The sequence below is a fragment of the Luteolibacter yonseiensis genome (genome assembly GCF_016595465.1).
Lineage (GTDB): Bacteria > Verrucomicrobiota > Verrucomicrobiia > Verrucomicrobiales > Akkermansiaceae > Luteolibacter > Luteolibacter yonseiensis.
On the sequence record NZ_JAENIK010000004.1, the window covers coordinates 706,248 to 731,472 of the forward strand.

Below are 25,225 nucleotides of genomic sequence, written 5' to 3' on the forward strand. Positions count from 1 at the left end.
TCCAAAGATGTTTCGATTCCCCAAGTGCTACGATGTGATTGTGATTGGTGCCGGTCATGCTGGTGTGGAAGCCGCAATGGCGGCCGCACGCATGGGTGCGGAGGTGGCCGTGCTCACCCAGAACCTCGACACAATCGGCCAGATGTCGTGCAACCCGGCCATCGGTGGTCTTGCCAAAGGCCATATGGTCCGTGAAATCGATGCTTTGGGAGGTGTGATGGGATTGAATACGGACGCCACGGGGATTCAATGGCGCATGCTTAACGCCTCGAAGGGTCCGTCCGTGCGTGCCCCACGCGCGCAGTGCGATAAGAAGGCATACCAGTTTCGCATGAAACGCGAACTCGAGGCCATGCCCGGAGTCGAAATCCACCAGGGAAACGTGGCTGAACTTCTGGTGCAGGACGACCACATCACGGGAGTTGTTACTTCACTGGGGATGGAGATTTCCGGGAAGTCCGTGATTCTCAGCGCCGGGACTTTCATGGGAGGCCTCATGCATGTCGGTCTCCGTAACGAGAAGGGAGGACGGATGGGGGATGCTACCTCTCACGTGTCCGAATCGCTTAAACGGCTGGGTTTCGAAGTGGAACGCTTTAAAACCGGAACGCCCTGCCGCTTGAATGCCCGATCCATTGATTTTTCCAAATGTGAGCGCCAGGATGGTGACACCCCCGTTCCTAGGTTCAGTTTCATGGCAGACACGCTTCAAAAGGGCGAAAATGACCTGTTCACTCTCAATCCTTGGGGGGATCCAATGTTCCACGTGGAACAAATGCCGTGCTGGATCACTTACACCAACCCCCGCACCCATGAGATCATCGCGGGAAATCTTCACCAGTCGCCCATGTATTGTGGGGTGATTGAGGGAGTGGGGCCACGGTATTGTCCCTCCATTGAAGACAAGGTGGTGCGGTTCGCGGAAAAAGAACGTCATCAGGTTTTCCTTGAGCCTGAAGGACGTCATACCCTCGAATACTACGTCAATGGCGTATCAACTTCTCTGCCTTACGAGGTGCAGCTCGATTTTCTGCGATCTATCGTGGGGCTGGAAAAGTGTGAGATCCTCCGCCCTGGCTATGCGGTTGAGTATGATTATTGTCCACCCACCCAGCTCCGCCATACACTGGAGACGAAAAAGATCGAGGGTCTTTACTTTGCCGGCCAGATCAACGGAACCTCCGGCTACGAAGAAGCGGCCGGGCAGGGGCTTATCGCAGGAACAAACGCGGCGCTTAAAGCCCTTGGAAAACCGGAGTTTGTCCTAGGCCGCGACGAGGCCTACCTCGGCGTGATGGTGGACGACCTGGTCACGCGAGGCTGCACCGAACCCTATCGCATGTTCACCAGCCGGGCAGAATACCGCCTGCTCCTGCGCCAGGACAATGCGGATCTCCGGCTCACTCCGAAAGCTACAGAAATAGGCCTCACCAGCGGTGAACGTGTCCGGCGGGTGGAGGAAAAACGGGTTGGTCTGGAAAGGGCGGATTCTTATGTCCGCCAGGTAGTGCACGAAGGGGTGAAACTGGATCAATGGTTGCGGCGAAGTGAGAATGAGTGGCACACGCTCCCTGAAAACCTGCTTTCAGAGTTCCACGTGGAACTTTGGCCGCTCATTGAGACGAATTTCAAATATGAAGGTCATCTCGTCCGCCAGCAGGCTCAGATCGATCGCATGACTCGGCAGGAAAGCAGGCGCATCCCTGCGACGCTGGATTACACGACCATCCATGGCTTGAAAAAAGAGGCGCAGATTCGATTCAGTGAGATCCTCCCGGCGACCTTGGGTCAGGCGGGCCGCATCCCGGGCATCACTCCGGCGGATCTGGCAATTCTGGTGATATGGTTGGAAAAACTCGAAAGAGAACCTGCCGTCCGGTAAGGCTCCGCTGTTTTGCCTCGCTCTTGAAAACGTAGGCTGGAAACTTTACCCCATGCGCCTGATCCTCATCTTCAGCCTGCTTCTCACCATAGTTTCCAATGCCGTAGGTTTGGATCAGATAATCGGTGAATTTGAGATGGATAGCCGTGATGTGGCCATCTCTCCTGCCGTCTCCTGGAGCGCCGCCCGGTTGGAACGCGAGGATCGCTTCCTGAACGATTGGGAGAAGCACTTGGAATCCATCGACTATGAACCACTGGATAATGTGGCCCGGATCGACTGGCATCTTCTTCGCAATCTCCTCCGGGAGCGCCGGAATGACCTATTCCTCCAACGCTCGCAACTCCAGGAGATCCATCCGCTGCTTGCTTTCAGCGAACCTTTACTGGAACTGGCCCGCGGCCTCGGCGATCGCCAGCTTGCCGATTCCGCAGAATCAGCCTCCGCACTGACCCAAGCTTCCGTTGGTTTGAAGGAACTGCGCAAACAGCTTGATGCCGGTCGTGCGAAGGATGCGCCCGCCGATTCGCTCCGGCCCACCCCCGGCTTGGCCCTGCGCGCGGTGGCCGCCATCGATGAGTTGCGGGATAAGATCGACGGTTGGTACAAATTCTACGATGGCTTCCAGCCTGATTTCCGTTGGTGGAACGAACAGCCCTACCGCAAACTGCTGTCAGACTTGGATGCCCTGACCTCTTTCCTGAAGAAAGACATCGCGGCGCAGAAAGGGGAACCCGACGACCCGCTTGTCGGTGATCCCATCGGTGCGGCCTCCCTCCGCAGCTCGCTGGACGCCCAGATGATTCCCTACAGCACGGAAGAACTCATCGCCATTGCGGAGAAGGAATTCGCCTGGTGCGAAGCGGAAATGAAAAAAGCCGCGACCGATCTTGGCTGCCAGACTACTGCTGAAGCCCTTGAGAAAGTGAAAAGTCATCACATCCCGGCGGGTGGCCAGGCGGCACAGACACTTGAAATCGCCTCGAAAGCCATCCGTTTCCTGAAAGAACGCGACTTGGTCACCATCCCTCCACTTGCGGAAGAAAGCTGGGGCATATCCATGCTCAGCCCACAGGCACAAAAAAGTCTTCCTTATGCGGTGTATGGGCAGCCGCGCATCATGGTGGCGTATGCCCATGAGGCGATGGATCATGTGGACAAACTGGAAGCCATGCGGGGAAATGCTTATGCGTTTCTCCATATCGTCACACCTCACGAACTGATTCCGGGGCACCATCTGCAGGCTTTCATGGGGCGTCGGCATTCCGGCTACCGTTCACCCTTCCGCACCCCGTTTTTGATCGAGGGCTGGGCGCTTCATTGGGAAATGCTGCTTTGGGATCAAGGATACACCGCCACTCCCGAGGAAAAAGTGGGGGCGCTTTTCTGGCGTATGCATCGTTGCGCACGTGTCATTGTCAGCTTGAAATTCCATCTTGGTCAAATGAACACTTCAGAGATGATTGATTTTTTGGTGGAGAAAGTCGGTCACGAACGCAGCGCCGCCACGGCGGAAGTACGCCGTTACGTCGGTCCGGCCTATGGCCCGCTTTATCAAGCAGCCTACATGATCGGCGGTCTCCAGCTCCATGCGTTGCAAAAGGAACTTACCGGCCCCGGTTCAAAGGAGGCGATCACTCTCCGTCAATTCCACGATCGGATTCTCACGCAAGGCCCCATTCCGATCCAAATGATCCGAGCTGCTTTGAAGAATGAATCACTCCCGAAATCGTGGAAACCAGACTGGCGTTTCGCGGATTGAACCAGTTCCAGCGGGTTGGCATCAAGGTTGTTCGAGCGGTGCGAGGAGGTGGGACAGCGTTTCCGGGTCGATCCTGAGTTTGCTGGTTTCTTCAGACAGCAAGGCCTCCACAAGGGCGGATTTATGCTTCTGTAGCTCCAGAATCCGCTCCTCGATGGTGCCGGTGCAGACCAGCTTGTGGACGAAGACCGGCTTGGTCTGGCCGATGCGGTGGGCACGGTCGGTCGCTTGATTTTCGGCGGCGGGATTCCACCAAGGATCGTAGTGGATGACCGTGTCCGCAGCGGTGAGATTCAGACCGGTGCCGCCGGCTTTGAGGGAAATAAGGAAGATCGGCACATCCCCGGATTGGAATTTTTTCACCAACGAGGCCCGATCCTGGGTCTGACCGGTGAGCTTGAGAAACGGGATCCGGGCTTCTTGCAAGTGAGCTTCGATGAGCTCAAGCATCGAGGTGAAACTCGAAAAGAGAAGGATGCGGCGGCCTTCCTCAAGCAACGTGGGCAGCAGTTCGTCCGTAAGATAAAGCAGCTTTGCCGAATCGGTGATCTTGCGGGCCGCAGGGGTCTTCAGAAGCAGTGGATGACAGCAGATCTGCCGGAGCTTCAGGAGCGCGTCCAGAACGATGATGTGTGACTTGGCGAGTCCCTGAGCGGCGATGGCTTCACGGACGCGCTTGTCCATTGCGGCGCGGACGGATTCGTAGAGATCGGTCTGCTTCCTTGCGAGGGTGATGGGGTGGATGAGCTCCGTTTTAGGAGGAAGTTCGGTGGCAACCTGATCTTTCGTACGGCGCAGGATCAGAGGGGCCACGCGCCGGTTCAGTGAAATCTGGGCGGTGCTTGAGCGGTCACGTTCGATGGGGCGGCGCAAGTGGGTGTTGAAGCTTTTCTCGTCACCAAGGAACCCCGGCATGAGGAAACGCATGAGGCTCCAAAGTTCGCCGAGGTGGTTTTCCATCGGAGTTCCGGAAAGGCAGAGCCGATGGGAGGCGCGGAACTGGCAGACATTCTTCGCGACAATGGAGTTCGGGTTTTTGATGTATTGCGCCTCGTCCAGCACGCAGACGTGCCACTCCTGCGCCGACAGGATTTCGAAATCCCGGGTGACCAGCGGGTAGGAGGTGATGACCAGATCCGCCTTTGCGATGCGCTTGTAAGAATCGCCACGTTCCTTGCCCTGAAGCAGGACGACCGTGAGGTGTGGGGTGAACTTTTCCGCTTCGGCAGCCCAATTGGGAGCGACGGAGGTGGGCGCGATGACGAGAGATGGCTTGCGCGGCTTCTTCGCAGACTCTGCGGCAAGGTGGGCGAGTGTCTGCACGGTTTTCCCCAGGCCCATGTCGTCGGCAAGGATCCCATGCAGGGAATTCGCTGTAAGAAATTGCAACCAGCGGAAGCCCTCGGCCTGATAATCGCGCAGCTTGGCCGTGACTTTCCTAGGCAGAGGGATGTTTTCTATTGAACTTATATTCAATAAGTTACTTGCCAGTTTCGCAAGTGATCTGAGAGTCTCCGAGTCATTCAACGCGAGCGAATGAGCCACGACTGCGGCACCCAGCCTGTCGATGCGCACCGGGCCGTCGCCTTGATGGCTTGAGAAGAGATGGCGCACCTGATCCACCATTTCCATGAGTGGTCCCGCCGGGAAGCGGATGGAACCCTCTTCAGGCCTTTCGCAGGGAAAAATAAGAAATTCCGGAAACCCCGGCGATCCGATGGGCGGGATGTTCCGCCGGATGGCTTCAGCGATATAGGGAATGAGATTGAGCTTTTTTCCGTCGATCTCAAACTTCGCGTCGAACCGGAACCACTCGATGCCATGGCTCGTCTCCGGCTCGATTTCCGGGAAAAAGGCTCCGGCATCCCTGATGAGCAGACCGGTGGACGGTTCGATTTCAACCGTCCAACCATCCTGGCGCATGGCTGCGAGTGCGGGACTCACGAGGAAATCAAACCACGCCTCCATCATCTCGTCCGGTGCGGTGTCTGGAACCGATACCCGGCGATCTTCCGGCGTGAGCAGGTTTGGTTGGATGGCCTGCTCGAGAGGGATGAAATTCAAAAGGCGCAGCCGGGATTCCGCATCACTCTCGAAAGCTGGGTCGCGGGGCTGGACATAACGTATTCCTTCCCGGATCTCATAGTGGACCTGTGCTGCCGCCGGATCGATCTGAGGAAGCGGTTGTCCGCCCGGATACTGAAAAAACAAACGTCCGCAAATGATCTCCCGCGCCGAGTAGCGGTAGCCGAAGAGTCTTTTCTGAATGACCAGATGGGGCTTCGGGGTGACGGGAGGCAACTGGACGGTCCGGACATCCTGTGGCAGTGGCAGGGAAGGGGCGAGCTGTTGCAGCTTTTCCGTGATTGCCGCCACCTGGCGCGCGGGAATCCTCGGTCCTACGGTCCAGGAGGAAAGCACGTTGGGCGGAGTGTGGCTGGAGAGCAGGCCGATGGTGCCGGTATCCCGTTCCAGATAGCGTGGTGGCAGCGTTGGCAGGATGATGCGGGGGACACCGTCTTCGAATTCCAAAACGGGCCGTGCGGAGCCATCCGCCAGCATTTCCCACGCGGGGAGTGCGGGAAGATCCGGTCCGGCCCGGGCCGGTATCCATTCGCTGTCACCCGATCCCGAGACGTAAAATCGCCCGGTGGCGAAGGTGGCCTGCAGAAGATCCTCCCATCCGTCTCCCGTCAGACCCATCTCATCCCAGATGCCCTCCTTGCGCCGGCGCTGGTAATAAAGCGAGGCCGGTATGAAATCCTCCGGAACCATGTACTTCGGCGGTTTGCTCGGATCCGCCTGCGCCACGGTGTCGCTGATGGTGAAGCCGCCGTCTTTTTGAAAAGTGGCGACGCGGAGCACGAAACGCCAGACGGGAGGCTGACCGTAATAGGTCGTCTGCATCAGGCAGAACGCCAGAAACCGTTTTTCAACCGTGGGCTTTTTCGGTGGTGAGACGGCGGTTTGCTGCGCGGTTTGGATCTTGTCCAACCAGGATGTCACCGAGTGGTCCAGTTGCGCGGGGACCGGCGCGGCTGCGACCGGGGGCGCGATCCGCGGTGGAAGAAGCTTCTCCAACATCAGCAGAATGACGGCCGCCCCATGTTTGCAGTACATGCCCACAGGGCAGGAGCACACGGCCTCCACCGCCCATGCGCGTCCGGTGCGGAAGAAAACCACTTCCGTGTCGTAGGGTTGTTTCCTGGTGCCTGTGACCGAGGCCTCGCAGCCCACACGATCGCCCCTGTCATGCCGGACCTGCGTGACGTGGATGCTGCGGTCGTTCGTGTAATCGTCGGACCGTATCAGGCTGCCACGGTCGAAGCCCCGCCGCCAGACGTCCGTTTTGAGCCAATCGATGAGGGTTGGCTCGTCCCGGACGGTGGCGACGAAAGCGTCCATCCGCTTCAGTTCGCCACGATATTGAAGATCTTGCCGGGGATGAAGACGATCTTGCGGATCGTTTTTCCTTCGAGATGTTCGCTGACCCTGCTGCTGGCGAAGGCGGCGGCTTTCGCGCCTTCTTCGTCGATGTCCTTGGAAACCATCAGGCGGTCGCGGAGTTTTCCGTTCACCTGCACCACGAGTTCGATCTCGCTTCTCACGAGGGCGGATTCGTCGTAAGCGGGCCACGTGGTCTCCGAGAGCATCGTGGTGCCGCCGAGGCGGGCGTTGATTTCCTCCGCAAGGTGAGGGGCGAAGGGATCGAGGACGGTGAGGAACCGGGTGAATTCCTTCAACGGCACCACGTCCGCCTGGGTGAAGGCGTTGGTGCAGATCATCATCTGCGAGATCGCGGTGTTGAAGCTGAGTTTCTCGATGTCCTCGCCGACCTTCTTGATCGTCTCGTGGACCACGCGGAGCAGCTCCTTGTTCGTGCATGGCACGTCCTGGATTTTCGGAGAGGTCCTGATCCCACCGTCTTCGGTTTCCTCGAAGGCGACACGCCAGACGCGGGCGAGGAAACGTGAGACACCCTCCACGCCCTTCATCTGCCATGGCTTCACCTGTTCCAGCGGGCCCATGAACATTTCGTAAAGGCGCAGCGAGTCCGCTCCGTACTCGGAAACGACGTCGTCCGGATTCACCACGTTGCCGCGTGACTTGGACATCTTCTGGCCGTCCTCACCCAGAATAAGGCCCTGGTTGACGAGCTTCTGGAATGGCTCGGGCGTGCGGACGTGGCCGAGATCGAAGAGCACCTTGTGCCAGAAGCGGGCGTAGAGCAGGTGAAGTACGGCGTGTTCCGTACCTCCCACGTAGAGATCCACCATGCCGGGCTTTTCACCCGTCCAATAGTCCTCGGCGGCGTTGGAGATGAATCGCTCCTTGTTACCAGGATCGCAGTAGCGCAGGTAGTACCAGCACGAGCCGGCCCATTGGGGCATCGTGTTCGTCTCGCGGATGGAGCCGTCCGGCAGCTCGACCCAGGCGGTGGCCTTGGTGAGGATCGGCTCCGGGGAACCGCTTGGCTTGTAGTCGTCCAGCGGTGGCGCGAGCAACGGCAGTTCGCTCTCGGAAATGGCGTGGTGATGGCCGTCCTTCCAGATGATCGGGAACGGTTCGCCCCAGTAGCGTTGGCGGGAGAACAACCAGTCGCGCAGCTTGAACTGCACGCGGCGCTTGCCCTTGCCATCGGATTCCAGCCAATCGATCATTTTCGACTTGGCTTCGGCGGTCGGAAGCCCGTCGAGGAAGCCGGAATTCACGGCGGTTCCATACGCGGTGTAGCCTTGCCAATCCGAGTCGTCGGTCGGTTGAACCACCTGCGTGACCGGCAGGCTGAATTTTTGGGCGAATTCAAAATCCCGTTCGTCATGTGCCGGCACGGCCATGATCGCCCCTGTGCCGTAGCCCATCATCACATAGTCCGCGATCCACACCGGGATCTGCTCGCCGCTTACCGGATTCGTCGCGTAGGCACCGGTGAAGACGCCGGACTTGTCCTTGTTGAGATCTCCGCGGTCCATGTCGGACTTGGAGGAAATCGCTTTCTGATAGGCCTCGACGGCGTCCTTTTGTTCGGCGGTCGTGATTTCCGGGACGAATGGATGCTCGGGTGCGAGCACCATGTAGGTGGCACCGAAGAGGGTGTCCGGGCGGGTCGTGAAAACGGTGACGGCCCTGCCGCCGATGGTGAAATCCACCTCCGCACCTTCGCTGCGGCCGATCCAGTTTTTCTGAAGCATCTTGATGCCATCCGGCCAATCGAGGGTGTCCAGTTCGTCGATCAGACGCTGGGCGTATTTCGTGATCCGCAGCATCCACTGGCGCAGCGGGCGGCGCTCGACGGTGTGGCCTTTCGACTTCCATTCCTCGACTTCCTCGTTTGCCAATACGGTCCCGAGGTCGGGCGACCACCAGACAGGTGTGTTCGCGACGTAGGCGAGACGAACCTCGTCGATCTCCTCGCGTGTCCAGCCCTTCGCTTCCAGTTCGGCAACCGGCTTCGCCTTACAGGTCTCTTCGCAATAGTACGAGCCGTAGAGCTGCAGGAAAATCCACTGCGTCCAGCGCACGTATTCCGGGTCAGTGGTTGCGATCTCACGGTCCCAGTCGTAGCCGAAACCCAGTGATTTCAATTGTCGGCGGAAATTCTCGATGTTCGACGCGGTGGTGATCGCCGGATGCTGGCCGGTCTTGATCGCGTATTGCTCCGCAGGCAGGCCGAACGAGTCATAGCCCATCGGATGCAGCACATTGAAGCCGTTCATCCGCTTGTAGCGGCCGATGATGTCGGTGGCGGTGTAACCTTCCGGATGTCCCACGTGCAGGCCCGCGCCGCTGGGGTAGGGGAACATGTCGAGCACGTAGTATTTCGGCTTCGTGGCATCGAAATCCGCATCGCCCGGTCCCGGGGTGCGGAAGGTCTTCTCGTCCTCCCAGCGTTGTTGCCATTTGGGCTCGAAATCGCGGAAGGGGAATGGTTTGCGGGCGTCTGACATGGTCTTGAAAGGGCGGCAAGGTGGTGGATTTTCCTTGAGATGAAAAGAAAAACCCGGACAGGGCGGCGAACATCCAACATCGGACGCCCGGCATCGGACGTTGAAAAGAAGAGAAATCGGGAGACGCGGCCCACTCCGGTGTGGTTCACCTGGCGTCCAACGCCTTCGAAACCCGCTCGATGAACCCCGGCATCACCCCCGCCGCACCGCGTGGCACCGTCCCGTGGTCCAGGTCCTTGATCTCGTGGAACTCGACATCGGGGTGCTCCAGTTTCTTCAGCGTGGCGAAGAGCAGTTCGTTTTCCTCCACCCGGCACGGCCACTCGATCCGGCGGTCGCCCGTGATCAGGCAGATCGGCGGCAGATCCTTGGACGAGAACCGAAGCGGCGCGAAGTCATCGATGTAGGGAACCAACGAAGGCCCGGGGATTTTCTCCAGTTCCTTCACGTGGAAATGGGTGGTGACCTGCGCGCTCACCGGCAGCAGTCCGGCGATGTCACCTGGTGCCAGCCCGTAAGGTTTCAGCCACTTCGCATCCATGCCCACCATCAAGGCGAGGTAGCCGCCCGCCGAGTGGCCGCCGACGAAGACCTTCTTCGGGTCGCCACCGTACTTCCCGATGTTCTTGATCGTCCAAGCCACCGCCGCCGCCGCGTCCTCGATGAAGACCGGGCAGGGGACTTGTGGGGAAAGCCGGTAGCCTGCGGAAACAAGCGCCACTCCATCCCCCGGGAACTGCGGAAAATCACGTTTGCCTCCCGTCAGCCCGCCACCGTGGAACCAGATCAGCGTGGCGAATCCCTCCTTGTCCGCAGGCAACCGCATGTCCAGCGCACAACGGTGTTCCGGGTCCTCCTGTTTTGTCTCCGCGGGATAATAAGGGATGCTGGCGGCAGGAGCGGCTTCTTTCGCATACGCGGTGACGAAACAGGCTTGGAGGATCAGCAGGGTTTTGAGAAACTTCATGGTGGCGATGCTGCCTTACGGATACCCGGCTGACGATTCAGGAATTTCATCCATGCTTTTCCCATCATTCCTGCTTCCGGATCTGCCATTCCACGATTCATTCTCCTGCCGTGACGGAGATCCGGGAAATCGCGGAGCGCGTGTTGTTCGCGGAGACGCTTGAGGAAAAGCTGCGGCTGGGGCCGGTCGGCGCGGTGGATCATTCACCGGGCCCGGCGATCGCCTTGCCGGATGCTCCGGGACGCCCCCGGGAGCTGCGGGTGCGCGGCAATGGGGTGCGGGTGGATTTTCCCGGGATTCATCGGCTGGACGATGATCGGGAGAGGGGGGTGATGCTGCATTTCCTGGCGAATCACGAACTGTTGGCCGCGGAGCTGATGGCGCTGGTGCTGCTGCGTTTCCCGGACGCGCCGAAGGAATACCGCGCCGGGGTTTACGAGGCGATGCGCGAGGAGCAGGCTCACGCGCTGATGTACGTGCGGCGCATGAAGGAGTGTGGCATCGCATTCGGGGAACTGCCGGTGAACGATCATTTCTGGCGGCTCATCGCACCGATGGAGACCCCCTTGGACTTCGTCACGCGGTTGAACCTCACGTTCGAGCAGGCGAATCTGGATTTTTCAAAACACTATGCCGGACTCTTCCGCCAGGTCGGCGATACGGCGACGGCGGCGGTGTTGGAAAAAATCCATCAGGATGAGATCGGGCACGTGGGCCATGGCTTGAAATGGTTCCGCCGCTGGAAGGAGGGCGGGGAAACGGATTGGCAGGCCTTCCGTCGTTGTCTGCATTTTCCGCTCACCCCGGCGCGGGCGAAAGGGCTGGCTCCGTTCAATGCGGACAGCAGACGGCTCGCCGGGCTGGACGAGGATTTCATCAGCCATCTGGAAGTTTGCGAGCATTCACGCGGAAGAACGCCGGTGGTGCATTGGTTCAATCCGAACGCGGAATCGCATGCCCGTGCCACGATGATCGGGAAACCCTGGCAGCCGGATAAAACGGCGCTGGCACTCGAGCATGATCTTGAGGCGCTCATGCTGGGCTGCTGCCGGCGGGATGATGCCGTGCTGATGCGCGCCGCGCCATCCATCGACCATCTCACGAGTCTCAAGAACGCGGGCTATGAGTTGCCGGAAATCATGACGGTTGGCAGCCCCGCCGGTCGCAAGCTCGGCGGACTGAGGCCGTGGGCATGGTCGCCGGATGCGGTCGAACGGCTTCGTCCCTATGCGGACGACGTCTCGCCGAACGTGGACCAACCCTGGCGGGAGGCGCTTCCTGCGGAATGGTTTTCAAAGGAAATCGGCCTGCGTCTGGAGCATGCCATGGGCCCTGTTCCGGAAACCGGATTGTTGTTTCATGAGGTGGAACCTGTCCTCTCGGCGATCCAGCGGCATCTCGGCTCCGGACAGGCCCTGCTCAAGGCACCCATGTCCTACGCGGGTCGCGGGCATCTGCGGGTGAATGCGGAGAGCGATCCGCTGAAGACACGCAACTGGATTTCCAACACCCTCGCCAGCCACGGCTCTGTCGTCGTCGAGCCATGGCTGGATCGCGTGATGGATTTCTCCGCACTCTACGAAATGAAAGCCGATGGCGCCGTCCCGCTCATCGGCATGACCCGCATGGAAAACGACGCGGCGGGACGCTTTCTCGGCATCCGGGTGAGTCCGAAATGGGGAACGATCTTGGACCCGGAGATCGCGGTGTATTTATTCCGCGAAGCCCGGGTGATGGAGGTCTATCAGAAACAGATTCCGGCGTTGCTGGGTGGATTGCTTCCCGGCTATGTCGGACCGTTGTGTGTGGATGCGATGGTCCACCGTCGCGCGGACGGTTCGCCCGCGCTCAAGCCCGTGGTGGAGATGAACGTCCGTATGACGATGGGCCGCATCGCGTGGGAGTGGATGAAACGCAAGCCGGGCAGCGCGGGTGGCAGGCTTCGTCTGTTGCGCCGGCAATCACTGACGGCTGCTGAATTGGAGGAGCTCCGGAAGGGGCCCGGAATTTTTCTGAACGATCCGGCATCCGCATTGAGTTTTCTCGCCTTCTGGGAAGAGCGCTGAGATCCAGTCCTCAGGGATTCCGAAAAAAAAATTTGATCGACCCGAGGGGTGGAGCGGTTTCGAAGCGTTGGTAGGATGAAATGACCAGACATTCATCCGGCCACACACCGCGCTTCATCAGCACGGTCTGCTTTTTCCTGTATGCGATTTCCGCCATCGTCCATGCGGTGGAAGAGGTGCCCGGCGGTCGGGAATCCCCGTTGGCGGCTCCATTGAAAATCGCCACCGTGGACATGCGGGAGCTCTACAAGCAGTATTACCGTAGTACGGAACTGGAAAAGGAGATGGGCGTTCATCAGGCAAGGATCCAAAAAGAGGATGGCGCGCGCGTGGCCCGGGCGAAGGAACTCGAAGAACGGCTGGGAAAAATCCGCAAGCAGCTTGAGGACCCCTCCCTGAATGACTCGAAAAAACAATCGCTCTTCAAGACATGGCAGGCAGGGCAGCAGGAAGCCATCGCCCTTGATCGGGAACGCCGTGAGTTCGTCCAGCGCCGGGCACAGGCGCTCAATGAGGAGATGCGCCTCCGGATGAAGGCCATTCTTGGAGAAATCCGGGGGATGGTCGAGGAATGGGCGAAATCGGAGGATTTCGACCATGTGCTCGACCGGTCCGGTCTCAGCGGCTTCCATGTTCCCATCCTTCTCTATGCCAAGGACTCCACCGATATCACCGGAACCCTTCTCAAGGGGCTCAACCGCGGTGCTCCGGCGGAAAATCCCGTGACAAAAACCGCTGGTGAAGACAGGCTCGAAGTTGAAGCAGGCCGTTGATGGATGTTGAAATTCCAACGCTGACGCATGGGTTGTCGTGCTGCGACGAAGCCGCGTGGCGGACATTCCACGATCATTTCTATCCCATGCTCCATGCCTTGGCCGTTTCCCGGGGAGCCGCCGCCTGCGATGCGCCGGGGATCGTCCAAGGCGTCTACCTGCGGGTCCTGCGGCATGCGAAGGTGTTCGGGAGCGCGGATTCCTTCGACGCCTGGCTCGCCTGTCTCGTCCGCTGCGAGGTCATCGATACCGCCCGCCGGAGGGGACGGAGGTCCTGGCTGAATGAACGTTTCCAGCAGTGGCAGGAGTCGAGATCAATCGATGGGGACGACGCCGCCCGGAGCCAGTTGGAAGACGCGCTGGCTGGTTTGGACGCGAGCGATCTTTCGTTGATCCAACGGCATTATCTGGACGGCTGGTCGCAGGAAAATCTCGCCGAGGAACACCAGATCAGCGTGAAGGCGGTGGAGTCGAAACTGGCGCGTCTGCGCAAACGTGTCCGCCGGAATTTTGAGAAAGCCGCAACCCATTCATCGATATGAATCCAACGGACGAGACCGCGAACCAAGTCTGGGTGAGGACACTGCCGCTGGTGCGCAAGGCCCGTCACCGGCGGAGGAGACGGCGCATCATGCTGGCCGGCATCTCGGCATGTGCCTTGGTCTGCTGTCCCTGGCTGGCATGGAGGCAGTCTCCGGGTGCGCCTTCGGGCCTGCCTATCGGCTTGCCTCCGGGCGAGCGTGGTACGGCGGCTTTCGTGCCACCGGTTTCCGAAATCCAGGAGACCATCGCCGTGATGAGGGTGGACGAGGAGGGCAGGATGCGGTTGGAGGAACTCCCGGTAGGTGAGTTCGGATCCGTCGAGCTGGTGTTCGGCCTGACGCAGCTGGTGTCCGACGACCTGCCAGATTGAAAAAACCCGCCGCGGCATGGAACCGGGGCGGGTGGGTTGAAATCTTTTTTTTCAGGCAGGCCCTCAGTCGAGATCCTTCTTCTCAAGCGCCTTGTCGATGTGCTTGAGGAAATCCTCCGTTTTCGGGAATTCGGAGGCGAAGAAGCGGGTGAATTCCTTTCCTTCCGGATTGAAAAGGATGACGGTCGGGAAGCCCTCGATCTTGTATTTCTCGGCGTAAGGCTGGTTCTTCTCCTTTACGGCCTTGTCGCCGTTCGGGTAGTCCAGTTCGACCAAGATGTATTTTTTCGATGCCTCGGAGACGAACTCCTTCTTGGAAAAGACGTTTTTCCGCATGGCGATGCATGGCGGGCACCAGTCCGAGCCGGTGAACTCGACGAGCACCGACTTTTTCTCCGCCTTGGCTTGGACAAAGGCTTTTTCAAGATCGGTGGTCCAGCCTTCCGGGGTGTTGGCGAATGCGGAGGAGGTGAGAGCGGCGACGCCCAGGGTTGCGGAAGCGAGCCAGGTAATTGCTTTCATGTTACTAATAAGCGTAGCGAGCTGGCGGTTTATTCAAAAAAAATCGCCAGATTTCTTTCGAGCCGGTAGCCAGTGGCCATGCAACGCCTCATCCTCGCCACCCGCAACGCCCATAAAACCGCTGAAATCCGTGCGATGGTCGGCGACCGCTACGAAGTCCTCGATGTGACGGCGTTTCCCGACCTGCCGGAAATCGAGGAAACGGGAACAAAATTTTTAGAAAACGCGCGGCTCAAGGCCGAGGGCATCAGCCTTCACGTGGAAGGATGGGTGCTTTCGGACGATTCGGGTCTGGAAGTGGACGCCCTCGACGGCGCACCCGGCGTGTGGTCATCCAGTTATGGTGGGGAGGAAGGGAACCACGCGAAGAACAACGCGCGGCTCCTCACGGAAATGGCGGGGAAATCCGACCGCACCGCCCGTTTCCGCTGTACCATGGTGCTCGCGAGGGATGGCAGGGAAGTCGCGCACTTCAGCGGCGCCGTGGAAGGTCGCTTGGTTGAAGCCCTGCACGGCACGGGTGGCTTCGGCTACGATCCGTTGTTCATACCAGACGGCTATGACCAGACCTTCGCGGAATTGGGTGACGGGATCAAAAACACGCTCAGTCACCGCTCCCGTGCGCTGGCGGAGGTCATCGCGTATCTCAACGACAACGGCATAAAATAATTTACATTTCTTGATAATTTGAAAAACTTTTCATCATGAAACGGTTTTTCCTGCTCCTTGCCCTCCTGACGCCCGTCATCGGCACATTGGCATCCTGCTCAAGTCAGGTGAAAGCCAAGCACCCGGTTTCGTACCGGTTCGAGAGAGGTCGCACGGCGATGATCAAGGATGGGGTGGCCTACGCTCCAAGAAACGCCCCCGCTGCAGTGAAACGCGCCATCGCCGCAGGTAACCGGCTCCAGGGGAAACCTTACAAATGGGGCGGCGGCCATGGGAAATTGCAGGATTCGGGTTACGATTGCTCGGGTTCCGTCTCCTATGTCCTGCGTGAAGCGGGCCTCATGAAAGGCAGCGGTACTTCCAAGAGCTTTTTCGGCTACGGCAAGAAAGGTGAAGGGAAATGGATCACGCTCTATATCCGGAACGGACATGTCTTCATGACCGTCGCGGGCCTCCGTCTCGATACCGGTGGCCCGGGGAACGAATCCGGCCCCCGTTGGAAAACCGCGACGCGTCAGGGCCGCGGCCACGTGGTGAGGCATCCCAAGGGGCTTTAAACCGCCGCGGCGAGTTCCGCCAGCGTCGGGAAAACCCGATCGGCGGAGGCAAAATCCAGTTCCGCCGTCACCCGGTTCGGAACGACCCATACCGTCATGCCGGCGGCCTTCGCGGCTTTTACACCATTGAGCGAATCCTCGATGACGAGGCATTCCGCAGGAGGAAGTCCGAGCCGCCTCGCACCTTCCAGGTATAGATCCGGCGCGGGCTTGATCCGTGGAGCGTCTCCCCGGCAGACCACCGACTCGAACCGATCGGCAAACGCGAGTTTTTCCAACCAGCCGTCCACCCAATGGTGCGACGAACTTGAGACGACGGCCCGCCGGATCGCCTGGGTTGCGAGCTTGTCCAGCAAACCGGTGACGCCGGGCATGAGCCCCTCACCCGCCAGATCGCGCAGGATCTCCTCCTGCCGCCGTGCGTCGAGATCGTGCCAGTCGAACGCCAGGCCCGAGAGCTCCTCCAGGTGCGTCTTCGGCGACCACGTGGCGAAGTCGGAGCCGATGCAGCGGGTATACGTCGCCAGCGGCAGATCGTGCCCGTGTTTCCGGAATGTCCGCAACCACGCCTGGTAGATCGCCCATTCGGTATCGACGAGCACGCCGTCGAAATCAAACAACACTGCGGAAAATGCCATGCATTGGGATGGCCCGGCGGTGGTGGCTCTGGCAAGTGTGGATTGACAGGATGGGCGGCGGATTCACGTTTCCTGCAGACATGCGCCGCCTCATTGCACTGATTTTTTCCCTGCTCGCCCTTTCCGCCGGAGCGGAAACCAAGCCGCCGAAGGGCGTGGATGCCACACTCGTTTCGGAAACCGGCGGCATCAGCGCGGGAAAAAAATTCACCGTCGCGCTCAAGCTGCGTCATCACGAGAAGTTCCATACCTATTGGGAGAACCCCGGTGTGGCGGGTGTGCCGACAAAGATCGTGTGGCAGCTTCCCGAAGGCTTTTCCGCAGGGCCCATCCAGTGGCCATATCCGGAAAAAACCATGATGGCGGTCCATCCCGTGCACGGATACGAGCGGGATGTCATGTTGCTGGTGGATATCACACCTCCTGCGGAAATCCCATCTGCGAAAGTCACGCTCCAGGCCACCGCCACGTGGATGGCCTGTGCCGACGGGTGTTATCCGGGAAAAACCTCCCTCAGTCTCGAACTTCCAGTTTCGTCCGAATCGGGCGTGGATGAGACGTTTTCCAAGGCACGCCAGGAAATCCCCCGCGCGCTGGAGGATTGGGATGCCAAGCTTTTGTCCGCTGTGGATGCGGAGGAAATCCGCTTCCGCCTGACGCCTGCTGATCCCGGTTCGACTCTGCCGGGTGATCTCTATTTTTTCTCCTCGGACGGTCAGGTTTCCTCGGACCAACCGCAGCACGTCGAACAAAAAGACGGATCGTACGAAATCACCGTCAGGCGGTCCGAGTTTGGTCCCAAGGGGAAGGCAACCCTGCCGGGAGTCCTGCTATCCAAGTCCCCGCTCGGTAAGGATGGGCCGCGTTTCGCCACCATCGAGGCACGGTAGGAGTCGCGGGTTGGAGACCCTTGGAACCGGTGGCCAGGCTTCCACCGGTGCAAAAAAATCCCCCGGACCACGGATGCGGAACGGGGGAGCGGTGTGGGGAATGATGGTGCCGGCTTACTTGGCCTTCACGGTCAGAACACCGGACATCAGGGCGAAGTGGCCTGGGAAGGTGCAGACGAATGGATAGGCACCGGCTTCGGCAGGAGCGGTGAAAGTGAGGGTCTCCGTCTCGCCGCCGCCCAGAAGCTTGGTGTGGGCGATGACCTGCTTCTTGCTCTCCTCGTCTTCAGGGACGTAGTCGGTGGTGGTTGCCTTCATCGCCTTGGTTGCGAAGGCAGGAATCGCGGTGCCCGCCTTGAGAAGGACGAAGTTGTGGCCCATGGCAGCCTTCGGAAGCTTGCCGATGTGTTTGAAAGTGAGAACCACGGTGTCACCGGCGGTGACTTCCAATGCCTTGGTGCTGAACTGCATTTGGTCGTTACCAGTGAGTTCGAGTTTCTTTTCCTCGGCGAGGGCGGGAAGGGCGATACAGGTGGCTGCGAATGCTAGGATCAAATTTTTCATAATCAATGTCCGTGTTAGAACGTGCGGCAACTGTCGCATCTTTCATTTAGGGAGCAACCGAAAAGCGGCATCACGCATGGAAATCAAAGTCCAACGCAGGAAACGCCCGGCCGTTCAGCCGTGGTTCGATGGCGTGCCGGCCCGAATGGTAGACCCGGGTGGTGACCGGTTTCATCGGATGACGGCCGGTGATCTCCCAGATTTCCCCGCCTGCCAGCTCCCTGACCCGCCCCTTGAAAACCTTGGGAGTCTGGCTGCCGTTCGCCTTGCGATGCAGGATCGCGTAATCGTAGAGCACCCGCAGCGGGGCGGGGGAGGTGTTCCTCACCCGCAGGCGGTACTCGAGATGCCCGCCGATTTCCACCGCTGGAGTGAGGAGCGAGAATTCCTCGATTTCCAAGGAATCCGCGCTGCCGAATCCGTGGTAGGAAAGCGCCTGCGGGTGGCCTTGTTTGATGAGCGTGCGGCAGGCGTGACGGGCGAGTTTCGCAAAACCGGCGTCCGGCTTTCCCGCATCCCGCCATTTTGCCAGGGTTTCCAATACCAGTTCCGGATGGGATTTGCTGAAATCGTTAAGATGGTTGGAAACGGACAGTCGCACGTAGTCGCTCTTGTCGCGGTGGAGGATTTCCAACAATGGCATGGCAAGACCGGGATCCGCCATCAGTTCGGGGAGACGCTCGCCCCATGGCAGCAGCGGGCGGGTGCCTTCGGATACAAGCCGCCGGACATGCTCGTCCGGATCCTTCGCCCATTTCTTCATGTGGCGGAGCGTGCGTTGCCGGTGTTCCCGCAGGAACGGACGGATGGCGAACTCCGCGGTGAAAACGCGTGTCATCTCACGCAGCGCGGCCATCGACTCTTCGAAATGATCCAAGCCGCGCCGTGCCACGATGTCGGTGAGAGGCCAGACGAGGAAACCACGCAGGCCATCCGGATCGTCCTCATTCCGCGCGAGGGTTTTGACAAGGATGGGAAACAGCTCCGGTGATTCCGGAAGACCGGCCTCGATACGCAGCGCGATCGACCGCATCCGCTGTTTCAGCTCCAGAGGCTCGAGCTCCTCTTCCAGCCCGCGGCGGAAGGCGGCCATGGGAAATGCCGGATGAACGTCCAGGATGCGCGTCGCGATGCGGCAGGCGTTCGGATAGGAAAATGCGTTTTTGAAAGGCTCCATGGTGCGGGCGCTTGCCGGGTCGCACCATGCGCATCAGGCGGCCTTCGGATCGAGAATGAAATCGATGAAAATCTGCATGCGCTGGAGAACATCGGCATCGATGAACTGTCTCGCATCCGGGCAATGCAGCCAGCTCTGCGCGGTTTCCTCGTCTTTCGAAAAATTTCCGGCAGGGGCGGTTTCGATTCGGGCGAGTTCCGAAAGCATGCTCGTGAGGGCGCGCTCGCAGCCATGGCGTATGTCGTTGTCGCCGGGCAAGGGGATCTGCGTTTCGCGAAGCTCCTTGAGGATCTGCACGATCAACGGGAAGCGGGTCATTACCCGGTTGATGTCCCCGGCGCATTGTGTGCGCAGATGGGATGGGTGTGGACTGACGGGTGCGTTTTGCATGGCTGAAATCGAAAGGCTGCGAATATGGGTTAGTGCGGAATGATTGGCCAGTGACCAATTCGGCATTCTTTCCCTCGAAAAACCGCTCGCCATCCACCCGGATCATGGCCGATTCTGGGGTGTTCGGACCGCTGGACGGTCCGACCGGCATATTCAAAAATCACCATGCACGAACCGGCATATTTCATGAAAAAAGCCATCGACCTCGCACGCCGGGGCATGCGTCAGGGAGAGGGAGGACCATTCGGCGCGGTGGTTGTGAGGGATGGAGCGATTATTGGAGAAGGTTGGAACCGGGTTCTGGCGACGAATGATCCGACGGCACACGGGGAGGTGTCCGCCATCCGGGATGCCTGTGCGAAACTCGGGACATTTTCACTCGCAGGTTGTGAAATCCACACCACCGGACAGCCATGTCCGATGTGTCTGGGTGCGATCCACTGGGCGAGGATCGGCAGGATTTATTATGGTTTCAGCATCGGAGACGCGGCGGAGATCGGATTCGACGATACGGAATTCCACCGCCAGATGCGTCTTCCCGAGCAAGAGCGCCTCATTCCGTCGGAGGAATCGTGCCGTGAGGAGGCGTTGCAACTCGCCAGGGAATACAGCCGGCTTCCCAACCGGCGGCACTATTGAGAGAAAATCGCCGCAGACGCTTGCTTGACGGCTGCCCCCGGTCGTGTGGAAGCTCTCCTCCATGGCATGGAGGATCGAAGAAGCGGTCGCCCACGGTGAAATTGACAACACCGTCGAGGGGCGTACCACAGGGCGCATCTGGCTGGCCGGACGCGACGAGCCGCTGATCCTTTCACTCGATGGTGACTGCTGGCGCGATCTTGCCGGCACACGGCTGCAATTTGAAAACCCTTCACCGGTGACGGGGCCGGACGCGGAGGCATTGGACATCGATCAAACGGGAATCGTCGGTGACATGACGGCCTCCCGGAAAAACAAGATTCCGACGGTCAGCGAGGAGGAGTTCAACACTCTCTATCAGAACCATCAGGAGATACCTTACGAATGGCATAACACTCTTTATCTCGAGTGGTTCAGCGAGATCAACGGCCGCGTGGTCATCGAGTCCGCCGGGTACACGCTTACGATCTCGCCGCATGAATGGCAGATGGACGAGGATGGGGAGGACGCACAGAAGCTCGCGAACCTGAATTCCATGCGGGATTTCATGGCGCAGGTCATCCGCCGCCGTGACCCGGAAGGCCCCGAGCCGGATGTTTCCGGAGAGCTGGATGAGTTCGCTTGGGAGGAGCGTCTCAAGGAATCCGACCGCCTGACGGACGCCTATCAGGAAGTGCTTGAGAAATACATGGAGGACGTGGACAGCGAGCAGAAGGAGGCCTTCGTCATGGGCTGGGACGGTCTGCTGGACGCCCTCGCGGATCGGGATGAAGCAGGGGAAAACGAGTTTTCCAGCGAAAGCGCTGACTTCGGTCCGGATGATGACGCCCGGGATTTCGAAGACGGCGGAACGGTGGACGATGACTTCGACGATGATGAGGGGTCGTTTGGAAATGAAGAGGACCACCCGCTTCAGAGGCAGGCTCAGGAACTCGCCATGCGCGCCATGGATGTCGTCCGGAGCGACGGTGGGCCGGGGACGCCGTCCTACCAGCTTGTTACCAACCTGCTCCAGGTGAGTGGCAAGCTGGCCGGGGTCCTGCACGGTCGTGGGAGCGGCTACGAGCCGGAAGCGGGATTTGTGCTGGCCGTTTTGAAACGCTGCCTGAACTGGCTCAACGAAGCCGTGGGTTCCTGCCAGGAGCTGATGGAAATCGAGCGGGATCCCGACCAGCGCGCCGCCCTCGAACACCTCCGGAGTTCCGCATTTGAAATCCGCGACAGCATCGTGGAGCTCCGGCGCGAGCTCAAATAGGGGGATCCCGCAACATCAGACGCCCTCCACCTGAAAGCCCATGTCAACCCTGCGTTCCATCATCCCCCTTGCAGCCGGCCTCGCCATCGGAGCCACGGGTGCCATCCTGTTCATCCAGAGCATGCCGCCGCCGGAAGGCTCGGCGGAGGAACGGGTCGCAAAACTCGAAGCCGAGCTCAAACAATCGAACAACCGTGTCGCTTCGCTGGAAGCCCTGGATCCCCAGGGCTCCAAACGCCCCGGACGCACGCTGAAGGACGGTTTGCGCAGCATCGCCGACGACTTCCGCGAAGGCCGCCCCGTCACTCCGGAAGATGTCTTCCGCGCGACGCAACCCCTCATCCGGGACCTCGCGCCCATCTTCGACCGCATGCGGACCAAGGAACTGCAGCGTCGCTCGGACGAATTGTCCGGAGAACTCGCCCGCAAGTATTCCCTCACCCCGGACCAGCAGGAATCCTTGAAAAAATGGTTGGATGTCCGGGCGGAGGAGGAAGCGAAGCGTTTCACCGCGCTCATCTCCCAGAAAGGCGTGAAGATGGAGGATCTCAACGCCGCCACCAATGACATCCGTATCGAGGACGGCTTGGAATCGTTCATGCGGAACACGCTCAGCCCTGACAAGTACGTGGGCTTCAAGGCCGAACACATGCGGGAAAAAGTCGAGAGCGTGCAAAAGGAGGCGGACATGAAGGTCGAGCGGCTGGACCAGATCGTCAAATTGGATGACGACCAGCGCGGGCAGGTTTTCGGCATGCTCGCCCGCGGCGCGCGCGATTATGATCCCGAAATGCGGTTCGAGGGCCAGGGCACGGACAGCACGCTCAGCGGCAAGTCCAAACAGGACGCCATCCTGTCCGTGCTCCGTCCCGACCAGCGTGCCTCCTATGAGGAAGCCCGCGCCAAACAACGCGCCGAGACCGAGAAGGAGCTCGGCTCCATCGGCCTCAGCCTGCCGGAGGATTTTGACTCCCGCGATTTCCTTGAATTCTGACAGATGAGTTCCCCGCCCGCCATCGACATCCGTTCCCTCCGTGTGGACTACGGAAATTTCGTTGCCGTGAACGACCTCACGCTGCAAGTCCCGCCTGGCGAGGTCTTCGGCATTGTCGGGCCGAACGGAGCGGGGAAAACCAGCACATTCCGTGTCCTGACCACTCTCATGGAGCCCACCTACGGCGAGGTCATCCTGAGTGGCGTGGATGTCTTGGAAGACATCGAGTCCGCACGGCGCATCATCGGCTACATGCCGGATCTCGCACCTGTTCCGTCCGATTTGAAAGTATGGGAGTTCCTCGATTTCCACGCGAATGCCTACGGCATCGGAAACAGGGCGCAACGCCGCGACCGGGTCGCCGAGTGCCTGGAGGAGGTGGACCTCACGAACCAGCGCGACAGCTGGTGCAACAAGCTTTCACGCGGCCAGACCCAGCGGGTCGTCCTTGCGAAAACCCTTCTCCACCGTCCGCGTGTCCTCATCCTGGACGAACCCGCCAGCGGGCTCGATCCGCTGGCCCGGCGGGATCTCCGGCATGCCCTGCGCAAACTCGCCGCCACCGGAGCCACCGTTTTCGTCAGTTCGCACATCCTCAGCGAGCTCGCGGAGATGTGCACCTCCCTCTGTGTGATGAACCGGGGAAAACTCCTTGCCTCCGGCACGGTCGAGCAGGTCCGCGAGCAACTGGGCAGCAACGAACGCACCCTGACGGCCAGCCTGCTCAGCGGCCACGAACAGGCCGCCGAATGGCTTTCGGCACAGCCCGCCGTGCATGATCTGCAGCGGTCGGGGCAGCAGATCATCTTCGGCTACAAGGGCAGCGACGAATCACAGGCGGACCTCATGGCCGGGCTGGTCCGACTCGGAGTGAGGATGCGCGCGTTCGAGGAAAAGCGTTCGTCCTTCGAGGACATCCTCGTGGAGGTGGCAGAAAGCAACCGCAACTGATGAACACGCAACAACCCATCGTCCATTCCGCATGGAACATCCGGCGCAACCCGATCTTCCTGCGTTATTGCCAATCCCGCCTGCGGCCCCAGGGCCTCGGCATCGCATTGCTCATCGCGTTGCTCATCTCCGGCTTCATCTATTTCCTGAGCCGGGCCATCGCCCTTCATCAGGGACTTGCCCCCATGGATGCGGAGCGGGTCACCATCCTCCCGCTGCTGGTTTTCCAAGCGCTCATCCTCTTCATCATGGGCACGGCGCTCGTTTCCGGCGGCATGACCGCGGAGAAGGATGAGGGCGTGATCGATTACCAGAGGCTGATCCCCATGTCCCCGTTGTCAAAAGTGCTGGGATATCTCTTCGGCCTTCCCGTCCGTGAGCATGTGATGGTCCTCGCCACGCTGCCCTTCACCATCCGCGCGTTATGGGTCGGGCAGGTGGAGATGAGCTCCTGGCTTCCGCTCTACACCGTTTTCTTCACCTCCGCGCTGACCTATCACCTCACCGGCCTTCTGACCGGCACAGTCATCCGCAACCGCCGTTGGGCGTTCCTCGCCTCCATCGGCATCGTGACCAGTCTCTACACCATCGTGCCCCAGGTGGCGAAGTTCGGCCTGGTGTTTTTCAAATACCTCACCATCCACCCGGTCCTGGCCGAATGCCTGCCCGGCATCCTGCCACGCACCGCCGGCGCCATCGTCGCCACCGGCCAGCGCATCGCTCCCACGGTGAAGTTCTTCAATCTCGATTTTCCCGAGACCGCGTTCACGGTCTTCTGCCAGGGCGGGCTGATCCTCACCTTCATCGTCATGCTCTGCCGCAGGTGGCGCAAGCAGGAGTCCCTGCTGCTCGGCAAGGTCTGGGCCACGGGATTCTTCGTCTGGATCCAGCTGCTTCTGTTGGGGAACGCGCTGCCGATGATCGACCCTGGCAACCTTTTCCCCTCCCGCGCTCTCGCCGGAGGACTCTTCCGCATCGTTCCCCGCGCCACCAGCATCGATTGGGTGCCACAACCCTCGGAAGCCGTCGCCATGTCCGGCATCTACGGCCTGGTGACATTGCTCATCCTCTGTGTGCTCATCTCGATCATCACACCGGGTGAGGACATCCAGATCCGCGGCTGGCGTCGTGTCCGCAAGGAAGGTGGGAATTCGCTGCCCATCCTCTCGGATGCCGCGACGGCTTCCGGCTGGGTCATTCTCATGGCCCTCGCGGGCGCGTTGGGTTGGTATGTTTTCACGCAGGCCCTTGTCGAGTCCCGCTGGTTCCCCGGGCATGAACTCCCATTGCGGGTCCTGGGCATTTTCACACTGGTCCTGCTGTCATTCGCGGTTTGTTATCATTCGCTGCTGGAGGCGAAGGGCGGAAAAATCGTCGGCCTGGCCGTCATCTTCATCGGCGTCGTGCCCATGATGGTTGGCGCGGTGCTCAGCGCGACACACGAGCGTCTGATTCCCGCGGCGTCCTGGCTCTTCGGCCTCTCTCCCTCGAGCGGCCCCATCTATGCCGCCATCGTGGAGCTCTCCATCTCCGAGCTGCCGCCGAACCTCGCGAAGTCCGTCCCCCGCGCGTTCTACTTCTGGCAGGCCATCGCTTTTCTAACCGCGGCGTGGCTTGCGACACAGCTGCGCGCGGCGAGAAAGGCCATCGCGACGAAGGAGGATTGAG

General features: G+C 60.0%; 22 protein-coding genes. 14 read left to right on the forward strand and 8 right to left on the reverse strand.

Translation table 11 applies throughout. The annotated features are described in order from the left end of the window. The first annotated feature begins 7 nt into the window (after positions 1-7). Positions 8-1,882 carry a tRNA uridine-5-carboxymethylaminomethyl(34) synthesis enzyme MnmG gene (gene mnmG / locus JIN84_RS04565; protein WP_200349823.1) on the forward strand — a complete coding sequence of 625 codons (1,875 nt, stop codon included), beginning with the start codon at positions 8-10 and terminating at the stop codon, positions 1,880-1,882. A 52-nt stretch (positions 1,883-1,934) separates the two neighbouring features. After that, positions 1,935-3,644, forward strand: a complete 1,710-nt coding sequence (locus JIN84_RS04570) for a DUF885 family protein (protein WP_200349824.1) — start codon at positions 1,935-1,937, stop codon at positions 3,642-3,644. Between the two features lie 21 nt (positions 3,645-3,665). Here JIN84_RS04570 and JIN84_RS04575 read toward each other — a convergent pair whose 3' ends face one another. The 3 genes from JIN84_RS04575 to JIN84_RS04585 form a co-directional block, all read right to left on the reverse strand. Continuing rightward, positions 3,666-7,049, reverse strand: a complete 3,384-nt coding sequence (locus JIN84_RS04575) for a DEAD/DEAH box helicase (protein WP_200349825.1) — start codon at positions 7,047-7,049, stop codon at positions 3,666-3,668. Between the two features lie 5 nt (positions 7,050-7,054). Continuing rightward, the gene (leuS, locus tag JIN84_RS04580; RefSeq protein WP_200349826.1) at positions 7,055-9,592 is read right to left on the reverse strand and encodes a leucine--tRNA ligase; all 2,538 of its coding nucleotides are present in this window, start codon (positions 9,590-9,592) and stop codon (positions 7,055-7,057) included. A gap of 145 nt (positions 9,593-9,737) precedes the next feature. Beyond that, positions 9,738-10,559, reverse strand: a complete 822-nt coding sequence (locus JIN84_RS04585; RefSeq protein WP_200349827.1) for an alpha/beta hydrolase — start codon at positions 10,557-10,559, stop codon at positions 9,738-9,740. A 110-nt stretch (positions 10,560-10,669) separates the two neighbouring features. On the opposite strand from JIN84_RS04585, the gene JIN84_RS04590 reads away from it, so the two are divergent. The 4 genes from JIN84_RS04590 (at position 10,670) to JIN84_RS04605 (ending at position 14,311) form a co-directional block, all read left to right on the forward strand. Further along, positions 10,670-12,625, forward strand: a complete 1,956-nt coding sequence (locus JIN84_RS04590; RefSeq protein WP_200349828.1) for a DUF455 family protein — start codon at positions 10,670-10,672, stop codon at positions 12,623-12,625. An 80-nt stretch (positions 12,626-12,705) separates the two neighbouring features. After that, positions 12,706-13,398 (forward strand): OmpH/Skp family outer membrane protein, encoded by a 693-nt coding sequence (locus JIN84_RS04595; protein WP_200349829.1) that lies wholly within the window; start codon positions 12,706-12,708, stop codon positions 13,396-13,398. Beyond that, a complete protein-coding gene (locus JIN84_RS04600; RefSeq protein WP_267908161.1) occupies positions 13,398-13,940 on the forward strand; it encodes an RNA polymerase sigma factor in 543 nt (180 codons plus the stop codon). Before JIN84_RS04595 ends, JIN84_RS04600 begins: the two co-directional genes overlap by 1 nt. Then, positions 13,937-14,311, forward strand: a complete 375-nt coding sequence (locus JIN84_RS04605) for a hypothetical protein (protein ID WP_200349831.1) — start codon at positions 13,937-13,939, stop codon at positions 14,309-14,311. The genes JIN84_RS04600 and JIN84_RS04605 overlap by 4 nt, the downstream gene beginning before the upstream one ends. Before the next feature lie 63 nt (positions 14,312-14,374). On the opposite strand, the gene JIN84_RS04610 is transcribed toward JIN84_RS04605, so the two are convergent. Then, complete coding sequence (locus tag JIN84_RS04610) at positions 14,375-14,833, reverse strand: thioredoxin family protein (protein ID WP_200349832.1); 459 nt, start codon at positions 14,831-14,833, stop codon at positions 14,375-14,377. A 78-nt stretch (positions 14,834-14,911) separates the two neighbouring features. Between JIN84_RS04610 and rdgB the strand changes: the two genes are divergently transcribed. Both rdgB and JIN84_RS04620 read left to right on the forward strand, forming a co-directional pair. Further along, a complete protein-coding gene (gene rdgB / locus JIN84_RS04615; protein ID WP_200349833.1) occupies positions 14,912-15,502 on the forward strand; it encodes an RdgB/HAM1 family non-canonical purine NTP pyrophosphatase in 591 nt (196 codons plus the stop codon). A gap of 35 nt (positions 15,503-15,537) precedes the next feature. After that, the gene (locus JIN84_RS04620) at positions 15,538-16,059 is read left to right on the forward strand and encodes an NlpC/P60 family protein (RefSeq protein ID WP_200349834.1); all 522 of its coding nucleotides are present in this window, start codon (positions 15,538-15,540) and stop codon (positions 16,057-16,059) included. On the opposite strand, the gene JIN84_RS04625 is transcribed toward JIN84_RS04620, so the two are convergent. Further along, complete coding sequence (locus tag JIN84_RS04625; protein ID WP_200349835.1) at positions 16,056-16,697, reverse strand: HAD family hydrolase; 642 nt, start codon at positions 16,695-16,697, stop codon at positions 16,056-16,058. The genes JIN84_RS04620 and JIN84_RS04625 overlap by 4 nt on opposite strands. An 80-nt stretch (positions 16,698-16,777) precedes the next feature. Here JIN84_RS04625 and JIN84_RS04630 point away from each other — a divergent pair, with 80 nt between their 5' ends. Beyond that, entirely contained in the window at positions 16,778-17,587 is an 810-nt protein-coding gene (locus JIN84_RS04630; protein ID WP_200349836.1) for a protein-disulfide reductase DsbD domain-containing protein, read from the forward strand. A 114-nt stretch (positions 17,588-17,701) separates the two neighbouring features. Here the strand turns inward: JIN84_RS04630 and azu are convergent, their stop codons facing one another. The 3 genes from azu to JIN84_RS04645 all read right to left on the reverse strand — a co-directional run bounded on the left by azu (position 17,702) and on the right by JIN84_RS04645 (position 19,646). Beyond that, positions 17,702-18,151 carry an azurin gene (gene azu / locus JIN84_RS04635; protein WP_200349837.1) on the reverse strand — a complete coding sequence of 150 codons (450 nt, stop codon included), beginning with the start codon at positions 18,149-18,151 and terminating at the stop codon, positions 17,702-17,704. Between the two features lie 70 nt (positions 18,152-18,221). Then, positions 18,222-19,328: a DNA alkylation repair protein gene (locus tag JIN84_RS04640; protein ID WP_200349838.1), complete on the reverse strand. Its 1,107-nt coding sequence runs from the start codon at positions 19,326-19,328 to the stop codon at positions 18,222-18,224. Positions 19,329-19,361: 33 nt separating this feature from the next. Beyond that, positions 19,362-19,646 (reverse strand): hypothetical protein, encoded by a 285-nt coding sequence (locus JIN84_RS04645; protein ID WP_200349839.1) that lies wholly within the window; start codon positions 19,644-19,646, stop codon positions 19,362-19,364. A gap of 258 nt (positions 19,647-19,904) precedes the next feature. Between JIN84_RS04645 and JIN84_RS04650 the strand changes: the two genes are divergently transcribed. From JIN84_RS04650 to JIN84_RS04670, 5 genes are all read left to right on the forward strand, one after another. Continuing rightward, entirely contained in the window at positions 19,905-20,357 is a 453-nt protein-coding gene (locus JIN84_RS04650; protein WP_234043179.1) for a nucleoside deaminase, read from the forward strand. Positions 20,358-20,418: 61 nt separating this feature from the next. Next, on the forward strand, positions 20,419-21,612 hold the full coding sequence (locus tag JIN84_RS04655) for a hypothetical protein (RefSeq protein ID WP_200349841.1): 1,194 nt from the start codon (positions 20,419-20,421) through the stop codon (positions 21,610-21,612). A 40-nt stretch (positions 21,613-21,652) separates the two neighbouring features. Beyond that, complete coding sequence (locus JIN84_RS04660) at positions 21,653-22,606, forward strand: hypothetical protein (protein ID WP_200349842.1); 954 nt, start codon at positions 21,653-21,655, stop codon at positions 22,604-22,606. Positions 22,607-22,609: 3 nt separating this feature from the next. After that, complete coding sequence (locus JIN84_RS04665; protein WP_200349843.1) at positions 22,610-23,557, forward strand: ABC transporter ATP-binding protein; 948 nt, start codon at positions 22,610-22,612, stop codon at positions 23,555-23,557. Continuing rightward, positions 23,557-25,224: a hypothetical protein gene (locus JIN84_RS04670; protein WP_200349844.1), complete on the forward strand. Its 1,668-nt coding sequence runs from the start codon at positions 23,557-23,559 to the stop codon at positions 25,222-25,224. The genes JIN84_RS04665 and JIN84_RS04670 overlap by 1 nt, the downstream gene beginning before the upstream one ends. Position 25,225 lies beyond the last annotated feature (1 nt).

Bases quoted from the DNA above. Each gene is read 5' to 3' on its own strand.
- mnmG (WP_200349823.1), top strand. From the start codon at position 8: ATGTTTCGATTCCCCAAGTGCTACGATGTGATTGTGATTGGTGCCGGT.
- JIN84_RS04570 (WP_200349824.1), top strand. From the start codon at position 1,935: ATGCGCCTGATCCTCATCTTCAGCCTGCTTCTCACCATAGTTTCCAAT.
- JIN84_RS04575 (WP_200349825.1), bottom strand. From the start codon at position 7,049: ATGGACGCTTTCGTCGCCACCGTCCGGGACGAGCCAACCCTCATCGAT.
- leuS (WP_200349826.1), bottom strand. From the start codon at position 9,592: ATGTCAGACGCCCGCAAACCATTCCCCTTCCGCGATTTCGAGCCCAAA.
- JIN84_RS04585 (WP_200349827.1), bottom strand. From the start codon at position 10,559: ATGAAGTTTCTCAAAACCCTGCTGATCCTCCAAGCCTGTTTCGTCACC.
- JIN84_RS04595 (WP_200349829.1), top strand. From the start codon at position 12,706: ATGACCAGACATTCATCCGGCCACACACCGCGCTTCATCAGCACGGTC.
- JIN84_RS04600 (WP_267908161.1), top strand. From the start codon at position 13,398: ATGGATGTTGAAATTCCAACGCTGACGCATGGGTTGTCGTGCTGCGAC.
- JIN84_RS04605 (WP_200349831.1), top strand. From the start codon at position 13,937: ATGAATCCAACGGACGAGACCGCGAACCAAGTCTGGGTGAGGACACTG.
- JIN84_RS04610 (WP_200349832.1), bottom strand. From the start codon at position 14,833: ATGAAAGCAATTACCTGGCTCGCTTCCGCAACCCTGGGCGTCGCCGCT.
- rdgB (WP_200349833.1), top strand. From the start codon at position 14,912: ATGCAACGCCTCATCCTCGCCACCCGCAACGCCCATAAAACCGCTGAA.
- JIN84_RS04620 (WP_200349834.1), top strand. From the start codon at position 15,538: ATGAAACGGTTTTTCCTGCTCCTTGCCCTCCTGACGCCCGTCATCGGC.
- JIN84_RS04625 (WP_200349835.1), bottom strand. From the start codon at position 16,697: ATGGCATTTTCCGCAGTGTTGTTTGATTTCGACGGCGTGCTCGTCGAT.
- JIN84_RS04630 (WP_200349836.1), top strand. From the start codon at position 16,778: ATGCGCCGCCTCATTGCACTGATTTTTTCCCTGCTCGCCCTTTCCGCC.
- azu (WP_200349837.1), bottom strand. From the start codon at position 18,151: ATGAAAAATTTGATCCTAGCATTCGCAGCCACCTGTATCGCCCTTCCC.
- JIN84_RS04640 (WP_200349838.1), bottom strand. From the start codon at position 19,328: ATGGAGCCTTTCAAAAACGCATTTTCCTATCCGAACGCCTGCCGCATC.
- JIN84_RS04645 (WP_200349839.1), bottom strand. From the start codon at position 19,646: ATGACCCGCTTCCCGTTGATCGTGCAGATCCTCAAGGAGCTTCGCGAA.
- JIN84_RS04650 (WP_234043179.1), top strand. From the start codon at position 19,905: ATGAAAAAAGCCATCGACCTCGCACGCCGGGGCATGCGTCAGGGAGAG.
- JIN84_RS04655 (WP_200349841.1), top strand. From the start codon at position 20,419: ATGGCATGGAGGATCGAAGAAGCGGTCGCCCACGGTGAAATTGACAAC.
- JIN84_RS04660 (WP_200349842.1), top strand. From the start codon at position 21,653: ATGTCAACCCTGCGTTCCATCATCCCCCTTGCAGCCGGCCTCGCCATC.
- JIN84_RS04665 (WP_200349843.1), top strand. From the start codon at position 22,610: ATGAGTTCCCCGCCCGCCATCGACATCCGTTCCCTCCGTGTGGACTAC.
- JIN84_RS04670 (WP_200349844.1), top strand. From the start codon at position 23,557: ATGAACACGCAACAACCCATCGTCCATTCCGCATGGAACATCCGGCGC.